At 49.2% G+C, this 18,804-nt stretch carries 13 protein-coding genes; 1 reads left to right on the plus strand and 12 read right to left on the minus strand.

From position 1 onward, the window contains the following. Nucleotides 1–12: 12 nt before the first annotated feature. From OEZ43_20110 to OEZ43_20130, 5 genes are all read right to left on the minus strand, one after another. A complete protein-coding gene (locus OEZ43_20110) occupies nt 13–612 on the minus strand; it encodes a hypothetical protein (GenBank protein MDH5547889.1) in 600 nt (199 codons plus the stop codon). Nucleotides 613–657: 45 nt separating this feature from the next. After that, the gene (locus tag OEZ43_20115; protein ID MDH5547890.1) at nt 658–1,323 is read right to left on the minus strand and encodes a hypothetical protein; all 666 of its coding nucleotides are present in this window, start codon (nt 1,321–1,323) and stop codon (nt 658–660) included. Nucleotides 1,324–1,875: 552 nt separating this feature from the next. Next, the gene (gene epsE, locus OEZ43_20120) at nt 1,876–2,658 is read right to left on the minus strand and encodes a polysaccharide export protein EpsE (protein MDH5547891.1); all 783 of its coding nucleotides are present in this window, start codon (nt 2,656–2,658) and stop codon (nt 1,876–1,878) included. A 47-nt stretch (nt 2,659–2,705) separates the two neighbouring features. Further along, entirely contained in the window at nt 2,706–3,641 is a 936-nt protein-coding gene (locus OEZ43_20125; GenBank protein MDH5547892.1) for an EpsD family peptidyl-prolyl cis-trans isomerase, read from the minus strand. Nucleotides 3,642–3,652: 11 nt separating this feature from the next. Further along, complete coding sequence (locus OEZ43_20130) at nt 3,653–4,885, minus strand: hypothetical protein (GenBank protein MDH5547893.1); 1,233 nt, start codon at nt 4,883–4,885, stop codon at nt 3,653–3,655. A 186-nt stretch (nt 4,886–5,071) separates the two neighbouring features. Between OEZ43_20130 and OEZ43_20135 the strand changes: the two genes are divergently transcribed. Next, a complete protein-coding gene (locus OEZ43_20135; GenBank protein ID MDH5547894.1) occupies nt 5,072–5,542 on the plus strand; it encodes a DUF302 domain-containing protein in 471 nt (156 codons plus the stop codon). Nucleotides 5,543–5,567: 25 nt separating this feature from the next. Here OEZ43_20135 and OEZ43_20140 read toward each other — a convergent pair whose 3' ends face one another. From OEZ43_20140 to OEZ43_20170, 7 genes are all read right to left on the minus strand, one after another. After that, entirely contained in the window at nt 5,568–7,082 is a 1,515-nt protein-coding gene (locus tag OEZ43_20140) for a DUF5666 domain-containing protein (protein MDH5547895.1), read from the minus strand. Next, a complete protein-coding gene (locus OEZ43_20145; protein ID MDH5547896.1) occupies nt 7,072–7,887 on the minus strand; it encodes a DUF6502 family protein in 816 nt (271 codons plus the stop codon). Before OEZ43_20145 ends, OEZ43_20140 begins: the two co-directional genes overlap by 11 nt. 426 nt (nt 7,888–8,313) lie before the next feature. Next, nucleotides 8,314–8,973 carry a Crp/Fnr family transcriptional regulator gene (locus OEZ43_20150; GenBank protein MDH5547897.1) on the minus strand — a complete coding sequence of 220 codons (660 nt, stop codon included), beginning with the start codon at nt 8,971–8,973 and terminating at the stop codon, nt 8,314–8,316. Nucleotides 8,974–9,118: 145 nt separating this feature from the next. Beyond that, on the minus strand, nt 9,119–11,029 hold the full coding sequence (locus OEZ43_20155) for an adenylate/guanylate cyclase domain-containing protein (GenBank protein MDH5547898.1): 1,911 nt from the start codon (nt 11,027–11,029) through the stop codon (nt 9,119–9,121). 127 nt (nt 11,030–11,156) lie between these two features. Next, nucleotides 11,157–12,824: a BamA/TamA family outer membrane protein gene (locus OEZ43_20160; protein MDH5547899.1), complete on the minus strand. Its 1,668-nt coding sequence runs from the start codon at nt 12,822–12,824 to the stop codon at nt 11,157–11,159. Continuing rightward, on the minus strand, nt 12,812–17,818 hold the full coding sequence (locus tag OEZ43_20165; GenBank protein ID MDH5547900.1) for a filamentous hemagglutinin N-terminal domain-containing protein: 5,007 nt from the start codon (nt 17,816–17,818) through the stop codon (nt 12,812–12,814). Before OEZ43_20165 ends, OEZ43_20160 begins: the two co-directional genes overlap by 13 nt. Before the next feature lie 10 nt (nt 17,819–17,828). Then, nucleotides 17,829–18,743 (minus strand): PEP-CTERM sorting domain-containing protein, encoded by a 915-nt coding sequence (locus tag OEZ43_20170; protein MDH5547901.1) that lies wholly within the window; start codon nt 18,741–18,743, stop codon nt 17,829–17,831. Between the last annotated feature and the right edge of the window lie 61 nt (nt 18,744–18,804).

Below are 18,804 nucleotides of genomic sequence, written 5' to 3' on the forward strand. Positions count from 1 at the left end.
TGTAAAGCTAATTTACTTCATATTATATTTAGGGCTGGCGACCGTACCGAGTACTGCATTATCACCAATCATCTTGTCTTTTATTGCATACAGAGACGAACCGTGCAGACCATGTGAGGCCGGTACGCTTAATGTATCCAGGTAATTTGTTCCCATCTCCAGTTCAGCAATATTGGTAATTCCATCGGCATCGTCATCGCTGTATATAAATGCTTGATAGTCTATGTCGAGCAATTCGCGATCCCCCACATCAATGAGAATTGTGCCACGCGCTATGCTTACATCGACGCCTTGTTCCACTATTAAATATTCAACGACCAGGGTATGCCGTCCTCTTGAGATAGAATTTATTTTCCCGGTTACGAGTTTTTGCTGCGGAAACACATTCAGCGCATATACATCACGATTATCAACCGTGAGATTCGCCTTGATCACCATTCCATCCGTCACGTGCTTACTCAGCGAAGCCGGAAAAAGAATGAGCAACTGACCACTGCCAACATTCAGTTGACTGGTACTGGTACCCCCACCGCAAGCGGATAACACGATCATTACACCGAGCGCTATTAGCGCACCGCCATTAGAGCTTAGCCACTTAATTAACGTTTTCATTTTCATATTCCAATTCATTTTCAGATTGAATTCCCTAACGCTGGATTAGAAAATTTTTGTGACGCCGATACTAAGTCCGGTATCAATGCTGTCCAATGCGCCACCGGTGAAGTAGTCTGCCCTGGTAAATTGCAAACGGTAACTCAGACTAAAATTGACACCGTCACGCCAGCGATAAAGTGTACCGAGGCTGGTGCCGCCACTATATCCGGAACCGCTGTTCGACAAGGTATCGCTTTCATAATAATTTGTCAGGTAATAGGCGAAAACATCTGCCCTGAGCAACCACTGCTTATCAAGTGGGTAATTTATTGAGCCGCCTATACCGTAGTGATTGAATTGCTCTGTTGCCGCCAACTGGTTTGCGCCCCTTCGCATAAAATCAAAATTGCGGAAGCGATAGCCCACGTAGGCTGACAACATGGGCGTGACACGATAACCGGAAATAATCTCGAAGCCATTGACATCCTGACTGGCGTCAGACGATCCGCTAAAGACTTCACCGCCAACGCCCAGTTTCAGGGATGTAAAAAAGCGATCCACACCATACCCCAACATCACGTCAGCGGATAATCCCTGAGCGTCACCCTGAGTTTTATCGCTCTCAAAAGAGTAGATAGCGTCGGCACTGATACCCGCGTAGTAATATGCGTAAACGGGATTTACGCCGACGAGTAATAACGCTATCAATATTCTGCCGCATGCTTTCACGATAACCTCCTTCAACGATGAAATCCCAGGCATCCAAACCTTTAGAAAATCGAGTGATCCTGGTTGAGTTTCTCGCGCATGTTTTGTCTTCCAAATCTGGAGCAGCCGCCTTGGCCAAGGTTTACATATCACACACCAACGCATGCGATTATGGCTTCAACGTAACTCGAAAAATCCTCTGCTCTCATATTAACTATAAGACAAATATCCTACGGATGAAATGTTGCATTAAAATTTTTGTCTCTACGTTTCTCTTACTTATACGCTTAGTTTTTTAGTATTACTTTTGCATTGAAAGCGCGAATGGATGTACGCATAGAATGATATTTCTTCCCCTGTTTTCTTCGCGGCAGCACAGCAATTCTTCACCGAACCATTCATGTATACGGACACAAGCGAAAGAAAACGATGAAAAGCAAGTTACCAATGCAGCTTGCTGGAGAACGGTGAATGACGTGAAATCACAAAGCGGAGGCTGCTCAAGAAATTTAAGACAAGACAGTCATTTGACATTGATACGATTTAAGGACGCCAGTAGGCGCCCCGCGACATCTAAAAGAAACTTTCCTTCACATAGATAACGTCATTCGCTTTCATGCGCGTTGTCGGTTCAGCGGCGTAATTTTTTACTTCGCCATTTTCGACGCGACGTTTGAGGATGATGCCGCTTTCGGTACCTTTTGGCGTGACGCCACCACCAACGGCGATGCCCTGCATCACCGTCATGTCACGTTCGAGACGATAGACACCAGGGCGGTGTACGTTGCCGTAGATGTAAAAACGATCCATGAGTGGGACATAGATAATGTCGTCGTTGCTGATTTCAACATTGAATTGACTCTGCCCTTCATTGAGCAAGCCGTAGACATCGATGACTTGTTGTTGTTCTTTACCGCCTTCCTGACGTACCAGACGCAGATAATCAGCGGCTTCATTACGCAGACCACCGGCCAAAGCCAATATGTCGATCAAGCGCGAGGGACCGTCGATGGAATATTTACCCGGCTTGTTCACCTGCCCCAATATCGATACCTGTCGGCTGCGATATTGTTCGACGATGAGGGTGACTTGTGGTGAACGTACAAAGCCGCCCTTCTTTAGCGCCTCAGCAATTGCGGCTTCGGCTTGGCTCGCCGTAAGACCGCCGATTTTTATTTCGCCGACGAGGGGGAAATTGATTTTGTCGATTTCATTGATACGTGCAACATTGTCGAGATCTTTTTGCCCGTACACAGACAGGCGCACGATATCGCCTGTGCCTAATACATATTCCGGCGCTGCATTGACGATCCCCATCGTCAGACACAGCCATACGATGACTATAAACTTCTTCATTGTTATTCGACCTTCCTTGATTGACTGCTGTTAACGCAAGACTCGCGCTACTTAAGCCCGGACACTCCTTTGTCCATAATATTGTCACCCGGCTCTTCGGTATTTTCTTCCGGTGCAACAACGCCATCGCGCAACAGACCTTCGTCGGCCGCCGCGCCAGTTGTGCCGGCAAAACTGCCGAGATACTGAACGTGTGCGGCCTTTCTCAGGGCGCTGATTTCTTCATTGGCGCGTTTGTCACGCACAGACTTCACCAGAAACTGTTGAATAAAGGGTTTGGCCTGTTCGAAATTCAGCGGCATGCTCTTCGATGCCAGTCGCCAGACAACCAACGTGCCTTGCGGACGCAACATGACGATCCCTTTGCCATCTTCTATCTTGGCCAGTACGGGCAGAAACGCCATCGGTATGCGTTCTGATGGACTGGTAAGCGATTGCGCGCGCACGGGCACTTTATCTTTCTTTAACCAGTCGGTGAATTCATTGATGTTCTTGCTGCCTTCAACCTTTTTTGTGATCAGGTCGCTGTCGGCATCTGAGGGGAAGGCAAATTGCTGCAATTGGAAAAAGCGGCGTTCGGTGAACAACAAGGGATTTTTTTCAAAAAAAGACGCAATCTGCTGATCTGACGGTGGCGTGAGCGTGTTGTATATGTTTTCGAGATAGGCCTGAGCCAATACCTGACGTTTCGCGCGCTCCATCGCCAGAATGATATTGGGATTGCGATCAAGTTTTTGTTCCTGCGCCTTTTGTAAAAGTAATTCCTGGTTGATGAGTTTCTCCAGTAATGGACGGGCGGCGTTGTCAGCGTTGACGCTGGGATTTTTTCCGGCGGCCACTCCCAGCTCATAGTTGACTTGATGCACGGTGACTTCACCACTATTGACCTTGGCCGCGACTTGCGTCGATCCATTCTGATTGCCACAGGCTGCCAACACCCATACCAGAGTCGCAGCAGAAAGCGTTGCAATTTGTCTGTTCATCAAACCATCCTTTACTTATAAATCAGTGAAACGTTCAAACCAGCAACAGCCGATTCATAGTTGTGATTCTGCGTATTCGTCGTCGTGGAAAACCGACGTTCAAACTTAATATAACTACCAAGCTGGAGATATGTCCGAAACACATATAATAGTTCAAACTGACCACTTCCCACAAAATCCTGGCGGTTTCCCGTCTGCGACGATGCGCCATCAAAACGATGCCAACGTGCGTTGCTCAGCAATCGCAGCTCGAAATTGTGTAGCATTTTGAGTTCGCTGACGAGTACTGTTTCATTTATGGTCGCATAATCCGCGTCGTGATACTCCACGGCATCCCGGTCGTGTCGGTAGACGGCAGAGAATCGGTATTTTTCCGTTGGGGCCCAGATGGCGCGAACTTCACCCACCAGTCCAAGCACATTTGCGCGCGTGCTGGCGGGAAATTCCCGGTAGCGTCCGCCCAGGCGCATGTCGATACCGGTATGTCCGGCTATCGCCCATTTAATACGCGTGTAGACGTCATAGACCTGGGAATCTCTATCCTTGTTCGTGTCTGTGTCTTGCTGAAACCGGAGGCTGCCCACGCTCGTTACCAGACTGATTTCCCGCTGTTCACCGCGAATAAAATCCAGTGAGATACTGGAGCTCAGAAATTGTCGATTAGACAACTGGCTGCCTGGCTTAACGTTGGGAATGTTAACACGATAGTCCTGCCGAAATGCGGTATCGCTACCACTGATGCGCGAGCCGAGGCGCCACGAACCGCCTAACTCCACCTGTAATTGCGCAGCGATATTGTTTTGTTGTCGCATGAAACGTATGTCGCGAAATTCATCCAATTCGGCGTAGTCCGCGAGTTCATCACGCAGGCTGTAGTCGATCTTGCCGACGAGCGGCCCGTATACCTGGCCGCGCCACCGCGTAGAGATTCGAAGCGCGTCATTGTCGAGAAAGGAAAATCGAGAATATTGCAGACGGTCCCAGCCCAGCTCAAATTGGGCGTTTTGCTGTTGATAATCGAGTTCTGCATCCAGACTGGCGCCCCGCATCCACAGATAGTCGTCCATGGTGTTTGCGCCAAGTATGTCTTGGGCTTCATTTTCGTCGGCCAGCTTAAAGACATTGTTGTGGTAGAAATACGCCGAATGCAGGTCTGAGCCCCACCGACTGACGGCATGAGCGGTAGGCAGGTATACCGATAAAAGCAACAAAACAGCGATGATTTTGTAGTTATTCTGCTCCATTTCCCCAAACACTTCCCGATGTTACCGTCCCCGATATTCCTTGCGAGGTGCCGGTTAGTCTACCATGATTACAGCGGGATGGAATTGCGCCCCTGATAACAGATTTGGGAGTTTACCTGTAACACCGGTTCCGCTTTCACGTCTGGAGGGTTCAACGCGTTTTTTTATGCAATAAAGGAGTTATCCATGACACACAGGCGTCTGGCAGTTGCCGCCTTTTTGACGTTTCTAAGCATGTCTTGTTTTTCTGTCGCGATGGCGCATGACAATGGCACGCATCGTATCGAGAGTAAGAACTCACCTGCAGACACCATGAACAAGCTGGAGGCCATGGTAAAAGAAAAAGGCTTTCACGTGTTTGCCCGTATCGATCATGCAGCCGGGGCGAAGTCGATAGATAAAGACTTACGTCCGACTGAGTTGTTGATATTCGGCAATCCAAAGGGTGGAACCGTTTTGATGAGCTGTGACCAGCAAATCGGCCTCGATCTGCCGCTGAAATTTCTGGTGTGGCAGGATGAGCAAGGTAAAACCTGGATTAGCTATAACGAAATGGAACATTTCGCCAAGCGCTATGGCTTGAAGGGCTGCGGCGCGCCGGTAGTTAAAAACGTGGAAAACATATTGGAGCTGATGGCGACTGTGGCATCAAAATAACCCGAAAGGGCATGTGTCACATGCCCTATTTGAGTTCGATTTCTTTCCATGTAACGGCAGTACCGTTGTCTTCACCTTTTAGTTCGACGGTATTGCCGATCTGGCCTTGAGCAAGTACCGCAGTTCCGCCCTCAATATCACTCGCATCGATTTGCAAACCGGCAATCGTGATTAGGGGATTGTTGATCGCATCGAGCTTGCCTTCGATAAGGACATCTTCTTCTGCGTAGCTGTTTTTGAAATCCAGACGGCTAATGACCAGATTGCCCGCGTTTTGCGCCAGTCGCACTTCCACATGATCGCCAACTGAGAGACTACTCAGATTCACTATGCCGTTATAGTCGGTCGCATCGGTGACAGCGTATTGTCCACCGTAGCTGAGTTTCAGCGTTTGCGCGACGGTATCGACTGCTGCAATATTGGCGCGCAGGCGCGCGACTTCACTTATACTCAAATTACTGTCGTTGTCCGATACTTCGCTGCCGCTATCCTCACTATTGTCGTCATTACCGTTGCTCTCACTACCGTCGCCACTTTCATCGGATTCATTTTCTGAACCCGATGATTGCTGAGATACACCGCTCTTGATTTCGACTTCCGACGCGACCAGCGCACCAGCGCTATCACGACGCGCATGTATCTGAACCTTTTTGCCCAGCGTCACATCAGCTTTATTGCCGTGTTCATAACGGGTGTTGGCATTGAGCTGTATCGTCACGCCATTGACCACAATTTGGGTTTCATTGATCGCGGAGACGATACCTTCCAGCTCCAGCTGTTCTTGCTGTTTGAGGTTGGTGTAGCGGTCTTCGATCTCGATCTTTTGCGCAGCCAACAGATTGAGCGTCGCGTCGAATACGCCCTCTACTTCCACCAGCAGGCCGTTTTGCAAATCCTGTTCGCTACCATGTTCGAAGCTCGCAGACTGATAATCAACGGCCAGTAAACCAAGATTGAAACGCTGTGTATTGCTGTCCAGATCTTTTATGAAACCTTTGACGTGGGTTTCGCCCGTACCGTTGTCATCATCGTTTTCGACATAGGTTGCGTAGATCTTGCCGTCTTCGCCGATGTATCCATTGATGACGATGATCTTGTCTTTAATAAAGCTGTCGTCTTTGACGGTGTTGAAAAACACGGTAGCGTCGTCAACATGAACACGCTGCCCCATGACGATGACGGTGTTACTGTCTTCGATGGCGGTGACCGGACCTGAAATCAGATCTTTGACCTGTACGCTACTGGCGGTACCGTTCGCGCCATCGTCGTTGACCTTGCCGGTAACCGTCGCAACCATGCCCACATTAAGCGCGTCATTGCTGACGCTGCTCTTGTTGCGCGTTATCGCTGCCTGAGCGGTATCGTACTTCACGTTGTTAACGGTTATCTGATTGGCACTGCGAGATTGAATCACACCGACAGAAACCGTTTCTGTCGCACCTGTTCCTATGACGCCTCCCTCTCCACACGCGCTTAACCACACTGCGCTGAAGAAAAACACGCCCAGCAATTTAATGGCGGATACTGTATTAGTCCTCATTTTCCACTTCCTGAAAATAAAATAGTGTTAGCCCTGCTGTTACGCGACCGGAGCCTTCCTGGTCGGGATTGTTGTCACGGTCATAACGGGAGATGTACTGATCGAGTGTCTCCAGTAATGACTGGCCGTTTTCGCGTACAAGCGCCTGAAACTTTGGGATCACTTCTACGGGCAAGTTGTCGTAATACACCTTGCGATGGAAGCGTGGCGCTTCTTCTTTCGCGTAAATGTTGTGATCTATGGTCTCCAACAGCAAAGTCGTATCGGTGCCAAGTATGGCGAGTTTTTCGTCTATGTTTTTTGAAGGAACGTAACCACGGCTGAGTAGTTTGACGGTATTACCGTCGCGTTCCACGACACCGGAATTCAGTAATTCGTCTAGCACTGCGCGTGGCGGTACATCGCCACTGTATGAGAACACCAGATCGGAAAAAGTGTGTTCTCCTTTGTCATAGGGTAACTCGGCCGGGTCGCCGTCTTTGTCGGTAAAGCGATAGTCTCTTACCCATCCGGATACGACGCGGGCTGCGCGATTAAAGCGGGTCACCAGTTCTTCATTGTCGTATTCGGAAACACCTTTGAGGCGCACCACTTCGCGGCGAGTCAAACCGGTAATGGTGGCGATGCGCGACTTGGTCTGCATTTTTCCTTCAACCGTGAATTCGCTTTCGGCAACGTCCACATAGGTTTTTTTAACCAATTCGGAAAAGGCGCCGTAGGGGACGCCGTTGCGCAACATGATGCGCACCAGTGGCCGAAGCAGGCGTAGGACCGCAGCAAAGAGTACTTGTTGTGACTGGCTCATCGGAATGTTAGCTCCCCCGGTTCTTACCCATGGGTTTTACCCTAAATTCATTGTCTTACGCTTTAGAACAAGACGCCATCCCTGCCCGAACACCGCTCCTTGTGGTCTCTCTTACACGTCGTCATATTATATTTTTGTGACGAATTTCTCAAATTACTATTGTGTAAGATAGACCAGACGGGTGAAAGTTCCAGCCGGTGTCCGCTGGATGGACAAATCTTCATGTTTTTCCGCGTGCGTTTTTACACAGATTTTATTTCTTTAAATCAATAAGATAAAGCTGTTGCACAAGAGTTTCATCCTCTCGCACTCCTTGCCATGATGTCGGAATTGCCCTCCGCATCATGGCTTTTTTAGTCTGTTTCAGGGCATAGGCGTGACGCGGTAAACCGATATACCGGGAAGCTTGACCAGATCAGGGAGTGGCTACCAGCGGGCAGGCAGTTTTTTTAACAGGCGTGTCGCGTTATCCGTAGTTTGTATGTACTCACCTTTGCTCAGGTCGCTCATGATGCGGCTAACCATTTCACGGCGACACCCGACCATAGAGGCCAGATCAGCGTGGGTGATTTTGGGCTTTATAGTCATGACGCCATCTACTGGTTCGGCCATGCGCAATAGTGTCAGCGCGACCCGCTCGTATACAGTCATCAATGCTAAACCGCGGGATTTGTCGGTAAGCTGACGCAACAGGCGCGACATACCCTGGATGATGCGCAGTGAAACTTCAGGGTGTTGCTTGAGAAATTGCTCAAAATACGGTTTGTGGATGATGAGTAATTTGCTTTCTTCGGTAGTAATTGCCGAGGAGGAACGGGGGCCGCCATCGATCAAGGCCAGTTCTCCAAAATAGTCACCTGGCCCGAGCAGGTTAAGGGTGAACTCCTTACCGTCTTCGTCACTGACAAAGATCTTCACCTTGCCCGATTCAATAATGTAGAGACTGTCCGACTCATCGCCTTCATTCATAATGAGGCTGTTTTTTTTGTAGTTCCTGGTCGTTGCGCGTTCGGTGAGCTTTGCGACCTCTTCGGCCGACAGACTTTCCAGTAATTTGATTTCTTCAACGTCTACAGTTTGTTCCATGCTGGTCTCTGACTCCCTGTTTAATACAACGACCTGTCGCGGCAAAGCAATATACCGCGATTGATCAGGTGAACTCAAGAATCCGGAAGTTTGTGAACGCTAATAAACCGCACAGCATCCGATTACATGCGGGTTCGTATGGCCGCTATTCGCTTTCAAGCAATAATTGAAACGCATTCACCTTCTGCTCTTTTCCTTTTAATTGTAGCTGGCCAGCGTGCTTGAACCGAAAATAACCCGAGAGCAGACGCGCGGTATCTTCGGCGACCAGTATCCGACAAGGGAAGTCCATGGGTTGGTCTTGCTCCGGAAGGTTAAAGCTCTCCAGTCGTGCAGCGATATTGACGACATCACCAACGGTTGTGTATTTCAGCCGCTGCGTACTACCGAGACAGCCCGCGACAACAGAGCCTGTTGCGATACCTATACGCATGCGTACCTGCGGCGCACCCTGGCTTTCCCAAAACCGGTTTAAGTCGGTCAGTTGCTTCCCCATTTCTATCGCGCACTGTGCAGCATTCAGGGCATCCTGGGCGATTTTTTCGCGCTCGGTGCGGGCAATCGGCACGCCAAAGTTTGCCTTGATGGCATCACCATAATAGTCATCAATCATAGCGCCATGCTCGATCAAGGTTCCCGCCATTACGTCCATGTACTGGTTGAGCCAGTCCATGAGTTGTTCGGCAGAGAGTCGTTCTGCGACCGGCGTAAAACCTTCGAGATCGGAAAACAGAATAGTCGCCGTCACCTGGCGGGCCTTAAGTCTGCCGTCGTTGACGTATTCGTTTCGATGCGTCCAGATTTCCTCCGCCACTTGCGGTGACACGTGACGCGAAAACAATTCCATCACTTGTTTGCGGTCACGCTTGACCTTGACGAAGATATAGCCGGTGACCAAAAGTGAAGAATCCAGAAAGGCCATGAGGGTTGAAGCATATGGCAGCCAGATGCCAGAGACGAACGTCCAGTATGAAGCGCCAATAATAATTAACACGCCGCTGGCAAGCATCAACAGGTAACGCGTTAGTGAAGACATGGCAAACGACAGCAACATGCCGAACAGCGACCACGCCAGTATCCACAGGACTTCCATCGCATGACTCAAACCCCGCATAGGGGCACGGCCGTATAATGCGGCATGTAAAATCTGTTGCGCGATCTGCGCGTGTATCACCACGCCCGGTATCGGCTCTGCGTCGAGGACACCTTTGTCCAGCGGTGTTGTGAAGTTGTCTTTTACGGTTTGCGAATCCACGCCGAGGATGACGATCTTGTCAGTAAAAAATCCTTTTTCGAATTGCCCGCTCAGCACGGTTTGAATGCTGACTTGCGCGTAACCCTGGTGCTTGATCGGATAGTTAAGAAGAAACTGGTAGCCCGCAGAATCCAGTCCAACATAGCCGCCTTCGCCTTTATCGATAGGCACAAATGTGGTTTTTCCCAGCCGTAAAAGTTGAGGATTGGATTTGTCCGCGCTGGCCTGCACACCTTTTTGTGACAAATAGTGCATTGCCAGTTTGAGCGAAAACGCCGTCGAAAAATGGTCTCCGTCATCGAGATACAATAGGCCACGCCTGACGATGCCATCGGTATCCATCAATAAATCTGAGAAGCCGACATTGTCTACCGTACTCAGCTGTGGGTGCGGACGTATTTGCTGCTGGTGGTCTACCGCGAATTTTTCCACCAGCAAAATGTTTGGGTTCTCGCGGATAGTGGTTTCAAGCTGTTCGCTACCTGGGGCAATCAGGCGGTCACGATAGATATCAACACCGATGGCAACTGGGCGCTCCGCCAACATGGCGACGAGTAATTGATTGAGTAGTCCATCGCTCAGCGGCCATTGTTTATAGCGCTTGATATCCGCTTCGGTTACTTTGACCAGCACGATATCCTGCGATGAACTGAGTCGAGGCGTTTTCTTTAACGCGAAGTCATAGCCTGCGAGATCCAGGCCCTGCAACATGCCGGCATTGCGGAGATACAATATGACGAAAAAAACTGCCAGGCATAAAACCAGGCCTATGCTTTTATCTGTAATGACTCTCTGAAACATGGTCTTACCCGACACAGGCATAACTTTCCATACATGTTGTCAGGTGTAACTATACCGGGCATGTGTCGTTCTTCCCAGCACGGATGTGGCAAAATGCCGAATTAACTAGTGTATTTTCGTTTTGGCGCTATAGGGTAAAGGCAACTGAAAAGTGAACGCCACTATCCTGCAAACTTTCACCTGTAGTAATTAGCGGCGTGATCAGCGATTTCGCCCAGAAGAGTTCGGTATTCAGGCCTCGCAGAATTTCCCAACGCAACCCCAGACCGACACTGGCGATGGTGTCTAATTCATCACCGAGCAATGTGCCATCCGCATAGAAGACGCCGCCAGCGTCGGCGTAGGCGGAGACCTGCAGACGGCGGTTACCAAAACCATCGAAGGTGACGGGTGTTGGGATTTGATATTCAACTGAGGCGACCGCGCCATTGTCGCGCAAATACAGACCTTCACGATAACCTCTTACACTGCTGCGTCCGCCAATCGAAAACTTTTCCAGGGGTAATAGTGGTCGGTGGGTGTATTGTCCGTTTAACCTGAAGATGAGTTGATCGCCCAGGCGTGTGAGACGTTGCGCGAATTGGGCCTGTCCCGCCAGGGAATAGAACAGACGTGACGGCGTCTTATTGGCTTCAACTGCGCCATAAGAATCCACGCCACTGTTCAATGTGAATCTCGCGGCGAATACGCGCGTCATTGATCGCATTACCCAATCGAGATTGACGCGACCGCCGAGTACGGCGCTTTCGCCGTTAGGACTAACACCGACATCAATGGGAATACCTTCCCCTTCCAGGGCGGTTTTGCTAAAGCGGTAATCAAGCCCCATGCTGAGTTGCAAGCTGTTCGTCCGTGTCCACCCTAAGGGAACCACCAGACGCGCACCACCACCCCGGTTTTCGCTGCTGAATTCCATATCGTTTTTCATCAGCAAAGCCGTATTGCCATATTCCAGAAAAGTCTCCAGACGCGTGTTGTTTGCCAATATAGGCAGACTGTAGCTAAAGGCGAAACTGTCGAGATTATCGGCGGATTCACTGCGCCCATTGGCGTAGTTTTTCAAGCCGTCAAAAAAGGCAAACGAGCCACGGAATTCATCGGCAATTCCTGCCAGACTATAAACAGAGGCGCTTAGACTTTCCCGAAAAGTACCTACTTCCGGAGAAAGATGGTTGCTGATACCTAGCGTGGCGTCGAAGCGACGGGATTCGTCGACGCTGGCCAACAAATCAGCTTCACCTGGACGACTGCCGGGAACCAGATTGGCATTGATACGATCAATCATCGGCGACTGCAACATGTATTGCACACGTTGCTGCAAAACATTGACGTTGAGAATCTCGTTCGGCTGGAAGGCTAGCCGTTGTGCGATGTAGCTTTGGCTGAGTGCATCATTCCCGGTGATTCGAATATCCGCCAGACGACCTTCAATAATGTGTATACGTATGGTGTTGCCGTCCACATCCTGATCAGGAATTTGCGCGCCTGAATTGATATAGCCCAGACGTACATAGTACTGGGTGATTTCCTGGCGCAAGGCCTCCAGCTGTTCGCTACTTAAAGAGCGCTGAGTATACGGCAATGCAATCTCGCGCAAAGTTTCTGTGCTAACGACGGTATTGCCGGTAAAGATAAAATCGTCCACAAGTACGCGTTGTTGCGAGCTATACGAAACCACCGGTGCGACCAGATTATCTACCGTCGGCAATTCGAAACCGGACTCTTCAGCATTAACCTGAGACGCGCAGAGTGCGATCATCAGAGCGGTGACAAGCGTATGTCTTATAACATGCATACGCTTTCTCCCGCGGGTAGGCTGGTGACTGAACTTATCTCGTTTTTCAGCTCGGTGTCTTTGGCAATAGGGTTATGCGATAAAGCGAAATCACCCGGAAAACTGGAGATAAAACTTTCAGGATCAGAAATCGGCATACTCGCCGTGTTGGCGATCAAGGTGCTGCGCTTACTCGCATCACGACAATGCTCACTGAGCAAACGCGATGCATCGAGAAAGTCTGTTGGCAGCGGCGTCAGGCTGGCTGCGACATCGACATTAGGCGCGACGATATCGATATCACCGTCAATACTTTTCTGTGACGAGGCACTGATCACGCTATCGCTGGAGGATACAAACTGGCCGGCGACTATACGGATATTCCCGCCAGGCCCGCCGAAAGCATTGGCACTGATATTCGCGTTTTGCACAACAATAACGCCTGACCTTGTTTCAGGGTCGCCATCTACCGCTTGCGCTCCAGCCAGTCCGTCGACATAGCCAATGCGCAATTGAATATTTCCGCCCTTCCCACGACCGTTGGCAACAGCGGTGTTGATGCGACCATCGCGTATGCGAAAACGATTAAGGGCGTTGATTCGAATATTTCCACCATCGGCCTCAGCGGCCGCGGTGCTGATTTCACCATCGTTGTTTTCGAAACCTTCGCGTGCGTTAATCGTGATATTGCCGGCTTCTCCAGTACCGCTGCTCACAGCGGAGATAACGCCGCCATTTTCTACTTCAACTTCATTGGCAGTAATGTTGATACTGCCACCATTACCACTGCCCTTGCTATTGGTGGATATCCGGCTGCCATTCCCTGTGACCTTGACTTCGTCTTCGGCCTGGATATTGATGATACCACCGTTGCCGCCGGTTTCGGCATTGCTGTCACTGCTGATCGAGGCACCAGTTTTTACGCTGACGTCCTTAGCGACAATTTCAATAATTCCAGCATCACCTGAACCATTGGTATCTGAGGCAATGCGGCCGCTCTCCGACAGATTCAACGCACCTGCGTCAAAATGAATACTGCCTCCCTCGCCACTGCCAAAGGTTTGCGTAAATACACCGCTGGCAACCCCGCCACGAGTTCCTGCGATATCCACAGCGCCGCTTATTTCGATGGTACCCGCATTTCCGCTACCAACAATCAGCTCACCGTTTTGTTCATTCACTTGTCCGCTCGCGCTACTGACCAAAGCACCTTGCAGAATCTTGAATTTTTCCGCAGAAATTACAATACTGCCGCCGTCACCATCGCCGAGCGTAGACGAATCGATAGTCGCCTGCGAGGACACGTTTATATCCTTCGCTTGAATATCGATGTTACCGCCTGCGCCTGCGCCACGAGTCATCGTGGAAATCGTTGTGCCTCTGTCACTTAACTGGACTGAGTTGCTGGCATTTATCTCGATCGTACCACCGCTACCAGCTCCCAGAAGATCGCGGCTATAGCCGTTACTTCCTGCGATAGTGATGCCGCTACTACTGCTGATTTTACTGACCGTGTTCAACAAGAGATTGGACGCTGTAATCGAAATATCTCCAGCGCTACTATTGCCGCCTGTATCGCTATTTATCTGCGCATGATTAACCAACGCCAGGTCGCCACTCACTGCCAGATTGATTTGTCCTCCAGCGCCATTACCCAGCGTTTTTACCTGTATACCAGTTTCCCGTTGACTCGCACCACCGTCGATAGCCAGGTTATTCGCTACCACTTCCACCAGGCCCGCTGCGCCTGTCCCGACAAGCAACTGATTGGCACTATTAAGTTCGCCGCTTTGGCTGCTAACAAAAGAACCGTTGCGTATGCTCACAACGTCACTAGCGATTTTGATGCTGCCAGCGTCTCCATTGCCGCTGGTTGACGCATCAACATCGGCGCTCGCGTTAAGCGCTAGAGTTTTGCTGGCTAACTGGATGTTTCCACCATGTCCATCACCTCGGCTTACCGTAGAAATACGGCTGTTATTCTCTACGCTAAGATTGCCGGTAGTGGAAATACTAATCTCGCCACCGTTTCCACTTCCGACGATGTCTTTCTTGTAACCGTTTTTTGCTGTATCGGTAAATCCGCTATCACTACTGATGGATGCGCTATCGGCTAATTTTAAAGTATTCGAATTTATGGCAATGGCACCTGCATGCCCATCACCACCGGTATCAGAGGAAATTTTTCCTGATTCAGATAGCAGTGTTGCGCCAGAAACATCGATGGCAATATTACCGCCGTTACCGATTCCACGCGTTTGCGTTGAAACATTGCTACCATCGCCATTAACAAACAAACTTTGCGCTGACAGTTTAATTTCACCTGCTGAGCCGTCACCAACAACAAGCGACTTTGATTCACCATCGAGTTTACCGCTTTGACTACGCACCGACGCCCCGTTGCGTATACTGACCGCACCGCTGTTAATCGTGATGTTTCCAGCGTTGCCGTTGCCGATAGTGGAGGAGTCGACAGACACGTCGCCATCCATAATCAGTGACCCGCTATTCAAGCTGATATTTCCACCGCTTCCTTCGCCTGCGCTGGCAGTTGAAATCAGACTTCCATCGCCGGAGATAAGCACTTCGTTGTCGGTGTCGATATTGATAAGGCCACCATCACCACTTCCGAGTAAATCCAGTGAGCCAACGCTTATGCCACTGTGACTACTGATAATACCTCCACCCTGAATTTCGAGGTGTTTTGCGTTTATCGCAACAGTCCCGGCATCACCGTCGCCCCCCGTGTCCGAACCTATGCGCGCACCATCGCTGACTTTTACACGGTCTTGCGCATCAATATCTATGCTTCCACCTTGGCCGCTACCACGCGTCTGCGTGAGTACGCTGCTCTCGCGGCGTGCGCTATTGCCGGTCACCTGAAGATTATCGACTTGTAGATTTATGGAACCTGCGTTTCCGGTTCCAACTTGCAATGAACCGTCGGATGCTAAAACACCACCGCTGACGCTACGAATGACAGAACCATTCAACAAATAGATATCGTCTGATTCGATGGAAATACTTCCCGCATTGCCATTACTTTGAGTTGATGTATCAATGGCGGTGAGGCCTTGCATAGAGAGCAACGGTGTTTTGACGTCGATGTTTCCACCATTTCCGCTAGAGGACAAATCCATCTCCGCATCACCCGGAAAAAAATATTTCATAGCAAATCTAAGTACGCCCTCGACGTCGACATCTGGTGCCAGCCATCCCTTGGAGACAAAGTATCCTCTAATAGTCGCGTAGTTTGCGCCTAGTTGACGTTGCAATAAAAAATCCAGTGCTTCAGGATTCTCCAAAGCAAGATGTGAGGAAAAAATACCACTATCATACGGTGCGTCGCGATTGTTTTGCTCAACTTCTATTGATTTTGAAACGTCTATTCGAATATCACCGGCTGTCGCTACACCACTTGCAGTTGAACTAATGATTGCGCCATTTTTTAACTTTAATGTGTCAGCGATTATGTTGATGTTTCCTGAGCTCTTCGAAATTCCACTACTCGCAGATCTAATCTGAGTTTCCCCGGGTGTCGAATTACCATCGGGTTGCGCATCCAGAACTACGCTTTTTGCATAGACATTAATATCACCGGCTGCATCCAAACCGTAACTGTCATTCCTGAGTAAACTGTGTGACGACAGTAAAATATTATCTGTTTGGATATCGATATTTCCCGCTTGCACGGATGCGAATGTATAGGAACTGATCTGCGTGGCAACGGATTGCGCATTTCCAACAAGGGTTATATCTTTAGCTTGAATTCCCAGGTAAGCACCAGGTGAAGTTGCATTCTTATCTGCATATGACTGTATGTGGGCACCGGAAGCCATATTCAGCGTATTAACATCTAATAACAAATCACCGGCGCCGGATGCGCCATTATTTCGGCTGCGTATTGTCGCCAGTCCCTGGATTGTCAAGTCCCGGGTTTGTATAGTAATTGGCGACACAGGATACAGGTCACTTGTGGACGAACCGGCCAAAATTCCATGTTCTAAAAATCCAAATAACTGACCGGAACCTGCGATATCAACATAATCACGAGTTTGGATATTTATCCATCCTTCATGATTTCTGACTGCAGGGTTGCTGCTTTCATCACTCAAGAAGCGTTGTCCTATGCCCGAGCCGATCACACTACTTCTCATTCTCAACCCACCGCCGAGAATCGTTACTCCTTCCGCTTCGACAATTGACGAACCCGAGACACTCACTTTTCCCAGGCTCTCAAAATCAAGCAAATCATCCAGACTTTCGACGTTTAGATTCACCTGGCCACTTGCTTTCACGCTAACCAATTTGACCTCGCCTCTCGGGGCAAGAACATAACCTGAGCTATTAAATGTTTGATTCGAAATTCTTGAGGTGCCTACGCCGATATAAATATCCCCAGCAAACAAATTGAACGACTTATCCGTACCGATAAACATTCCTGGCTCAACTGACGCTGCCACTTCAATTGGAGCGGGAGTGGATGAGAGAAATCCAAATTCTGAAGGCATTGCAATGCTTAATGTAGCGGGCGCGGATAGATCAGAACTGAAAACATCACCGTTCGAAAAAATCAACTGTTCAGCAGTGCTGACATACAAGGAACCGGAAAGGTCTAATTGAGCATTTGGCCCAAAAATCACTCCATGCGGATTTAAAAGAAAAAGACTTGCGTCAGAAATTGTCGTTTGGAGTGTGCCATCTATTAGGGAGTATCGGTTGCCGGTAACCCGGGCAATGATGTTGTTTATGGAGTCCGGCCCCCGAAAAGAGGCCGTTTCTCCATTATCAATATTGAAGCGATCGAAGCTATGAAAAAGATTGTTGCCGCGGATACTGCCGACATCCGCCTCTATCGCAACCAGTCCTGTGGCATCAGGCAACAATTCACCAGCCGTACCCATACTGCCATCAAGAACAACTTCGGCGGTATAAACAGGGCCAGTAAAAAAACAGCCTAAGAGGGAGGCACCTAATAACGATACGCGCTTTCCCTTTCGAATATTGTTTGCCACGTCGACTCCGTTAAGCCACCAACTTTCTGCGCCGTACTGCGCTAATTCCCAATCCTGCTAATCCGCTCACAAACAGCAATAGTGTCTCTGGCTCAGGAACATCGGTAATATCCACAATCGTCGACCCCATGGCAACTGTCATAGTGTGAACATCACAGGCATTGGGATCAACTACAGCCTCCCAATCGCCGCCATGACACAAAACACTCTTCACATCTAATCCTTGCCCTGCAATATCTCTCAACACGAGAGCATAACCGCCATCAAGATTACCATAGCGATAACCGTCCAAATCTACAGAATACACATTTGAAAACGCCATATTAAAATCACATGGATTATTCGGGCTGCAGATCGATTCGTCTCCGTTGTTATAGTTACTTATTGCCCCCCCAGTAAATGAGCCATTGGTTGTTAACAAATCATACGGCGTGTAAGTACCGGACTGAGAGTCATATAAGCCTTGATATGTCATGCGGGCGGACATTAGCGCAGTATCTCTTACATAGTACACCAGCTCACCGTTGTGCATAGTTGAGCCAACTTCATTACTTCCCGCGGTAACATCCTGAAAAATAAACTCAACTTCAAGAACAAAACTTTCCGGCGTAGTAGAATATGTAGCTGAGGGGAATGGATTCGAGTTTGCAGAATACGGATTTGAGGCGCGCGCAAGAACCAAACCTGTCCAACTGATCTGATTATCATCATAGTTCACCACAGAGCTAGGTAATGACTGATCTTCCAGGTCTATCGCCCAACTGACCGGATCAAATGCAAAGTCTAAAGTTCCACCATAGGCGGGAAAGTCAGCGGTACCATTGGTCCCATTATCAAAGAACGCGAACGCACTTGTAGCATATAACGCTCCAACTAGAGTTAATGCCTGAAAAATAGCCTTCATCAATTTTTTTCTCAAATACATTACTATCGCTCCTAACAGTAGTTGTCTTAGCAATAACGGATTTAGTCGAAAACAGAGAAAA

The sequence above is a fragment of the Gammaproteobacteria bacterium genome (genome assembly GCA_029881255.1).
GTDB lineage: Bacteria > Pseudomonadota > Gammaproteobacteria > S012-40 > S012-40 > JAOUMY01.

Excerpts from the sequence above, each read along its gene's own strand:
- OEZ43_20170 (MDH5547901.1), bottom strand. The coding sequence starts at position 18,743 with ATGTATTTGAGAAAAAAATTGATGAAGGCTATTTTTCAGGCATTAACT.
- OEZ43_20140 (MDH5547895.1), bottom strand. The coding sequence starts at position 7,082 with ATGAGGACTAATACAGTATCCGCCATTAAATTGCTGGGCGTGTTTTTC.
- OEZ43_20110 (MDH5547889.1), bottom strand. The coding sequence starts at position 612 with ATGAAAACGTTAATTAAGTGGCTAAGCTCTAATGGCGGTGCGCTAATA.
- OEZ43_20145 (MDH5547896.1), bottom strand. The coding sequence starts at position 7,887 with ATGAGCCAGTCACAACAAGTACTCTTTGCTGCGGTCCTACGCCTGCTT.
- OEZ43_20155 (MDH5547898.1), bottom strand. The coding sequence starts at position 11,029 with ATGTTTCAGAGAGTCATTACAGATAAAAGCATAGGCCTGGTTTTATGC.
- OEZ43_20160 (MDH5547899.1), bottom strand. The coding sequence starts at position 12,824 with ATGCATGTTATAAGACATACGCTTGTCACCGCTCTGATGATCGCACTC.
- OEZ43_20130 (MDH5547893.1), bottom strand. The coding sequence starts at position 4,885 with ATGGAGCAGAATAACTACAAAATCATCGCTGTTTTGTTGCTTTTATCG.
- epsE (MDH5547891.1), bottom strand. The coding sequence starts at position 2,658 with ATGAAGAAGTTTATAGTCATCGTATGGCTGTGTCTGACGATGGGGATC.
- OEZ43_20150 (MDH5547897.1), bottom strand. The coding sequence starts at position 8,973 with ATGGAACAAACTGTAGACGTTGAAGAAATCAAATTACTGGAAAGTCTG.
- OEZ43_20125 (MDH5547892.1), bottom strand. The coding sequence starts at position 3,641 with ATGAACAGACAAATTGCAACGCTTTCTGCTGCGACTCTGGTATGGGTG.
- OEZ43_20135 (MDH5547894.1), top strand. The coding sequence starts at position 5,072 with ATGACACACAGGCGTCTGGCAGTTGCCGCCTTTTTGACGTTTCTAAGC.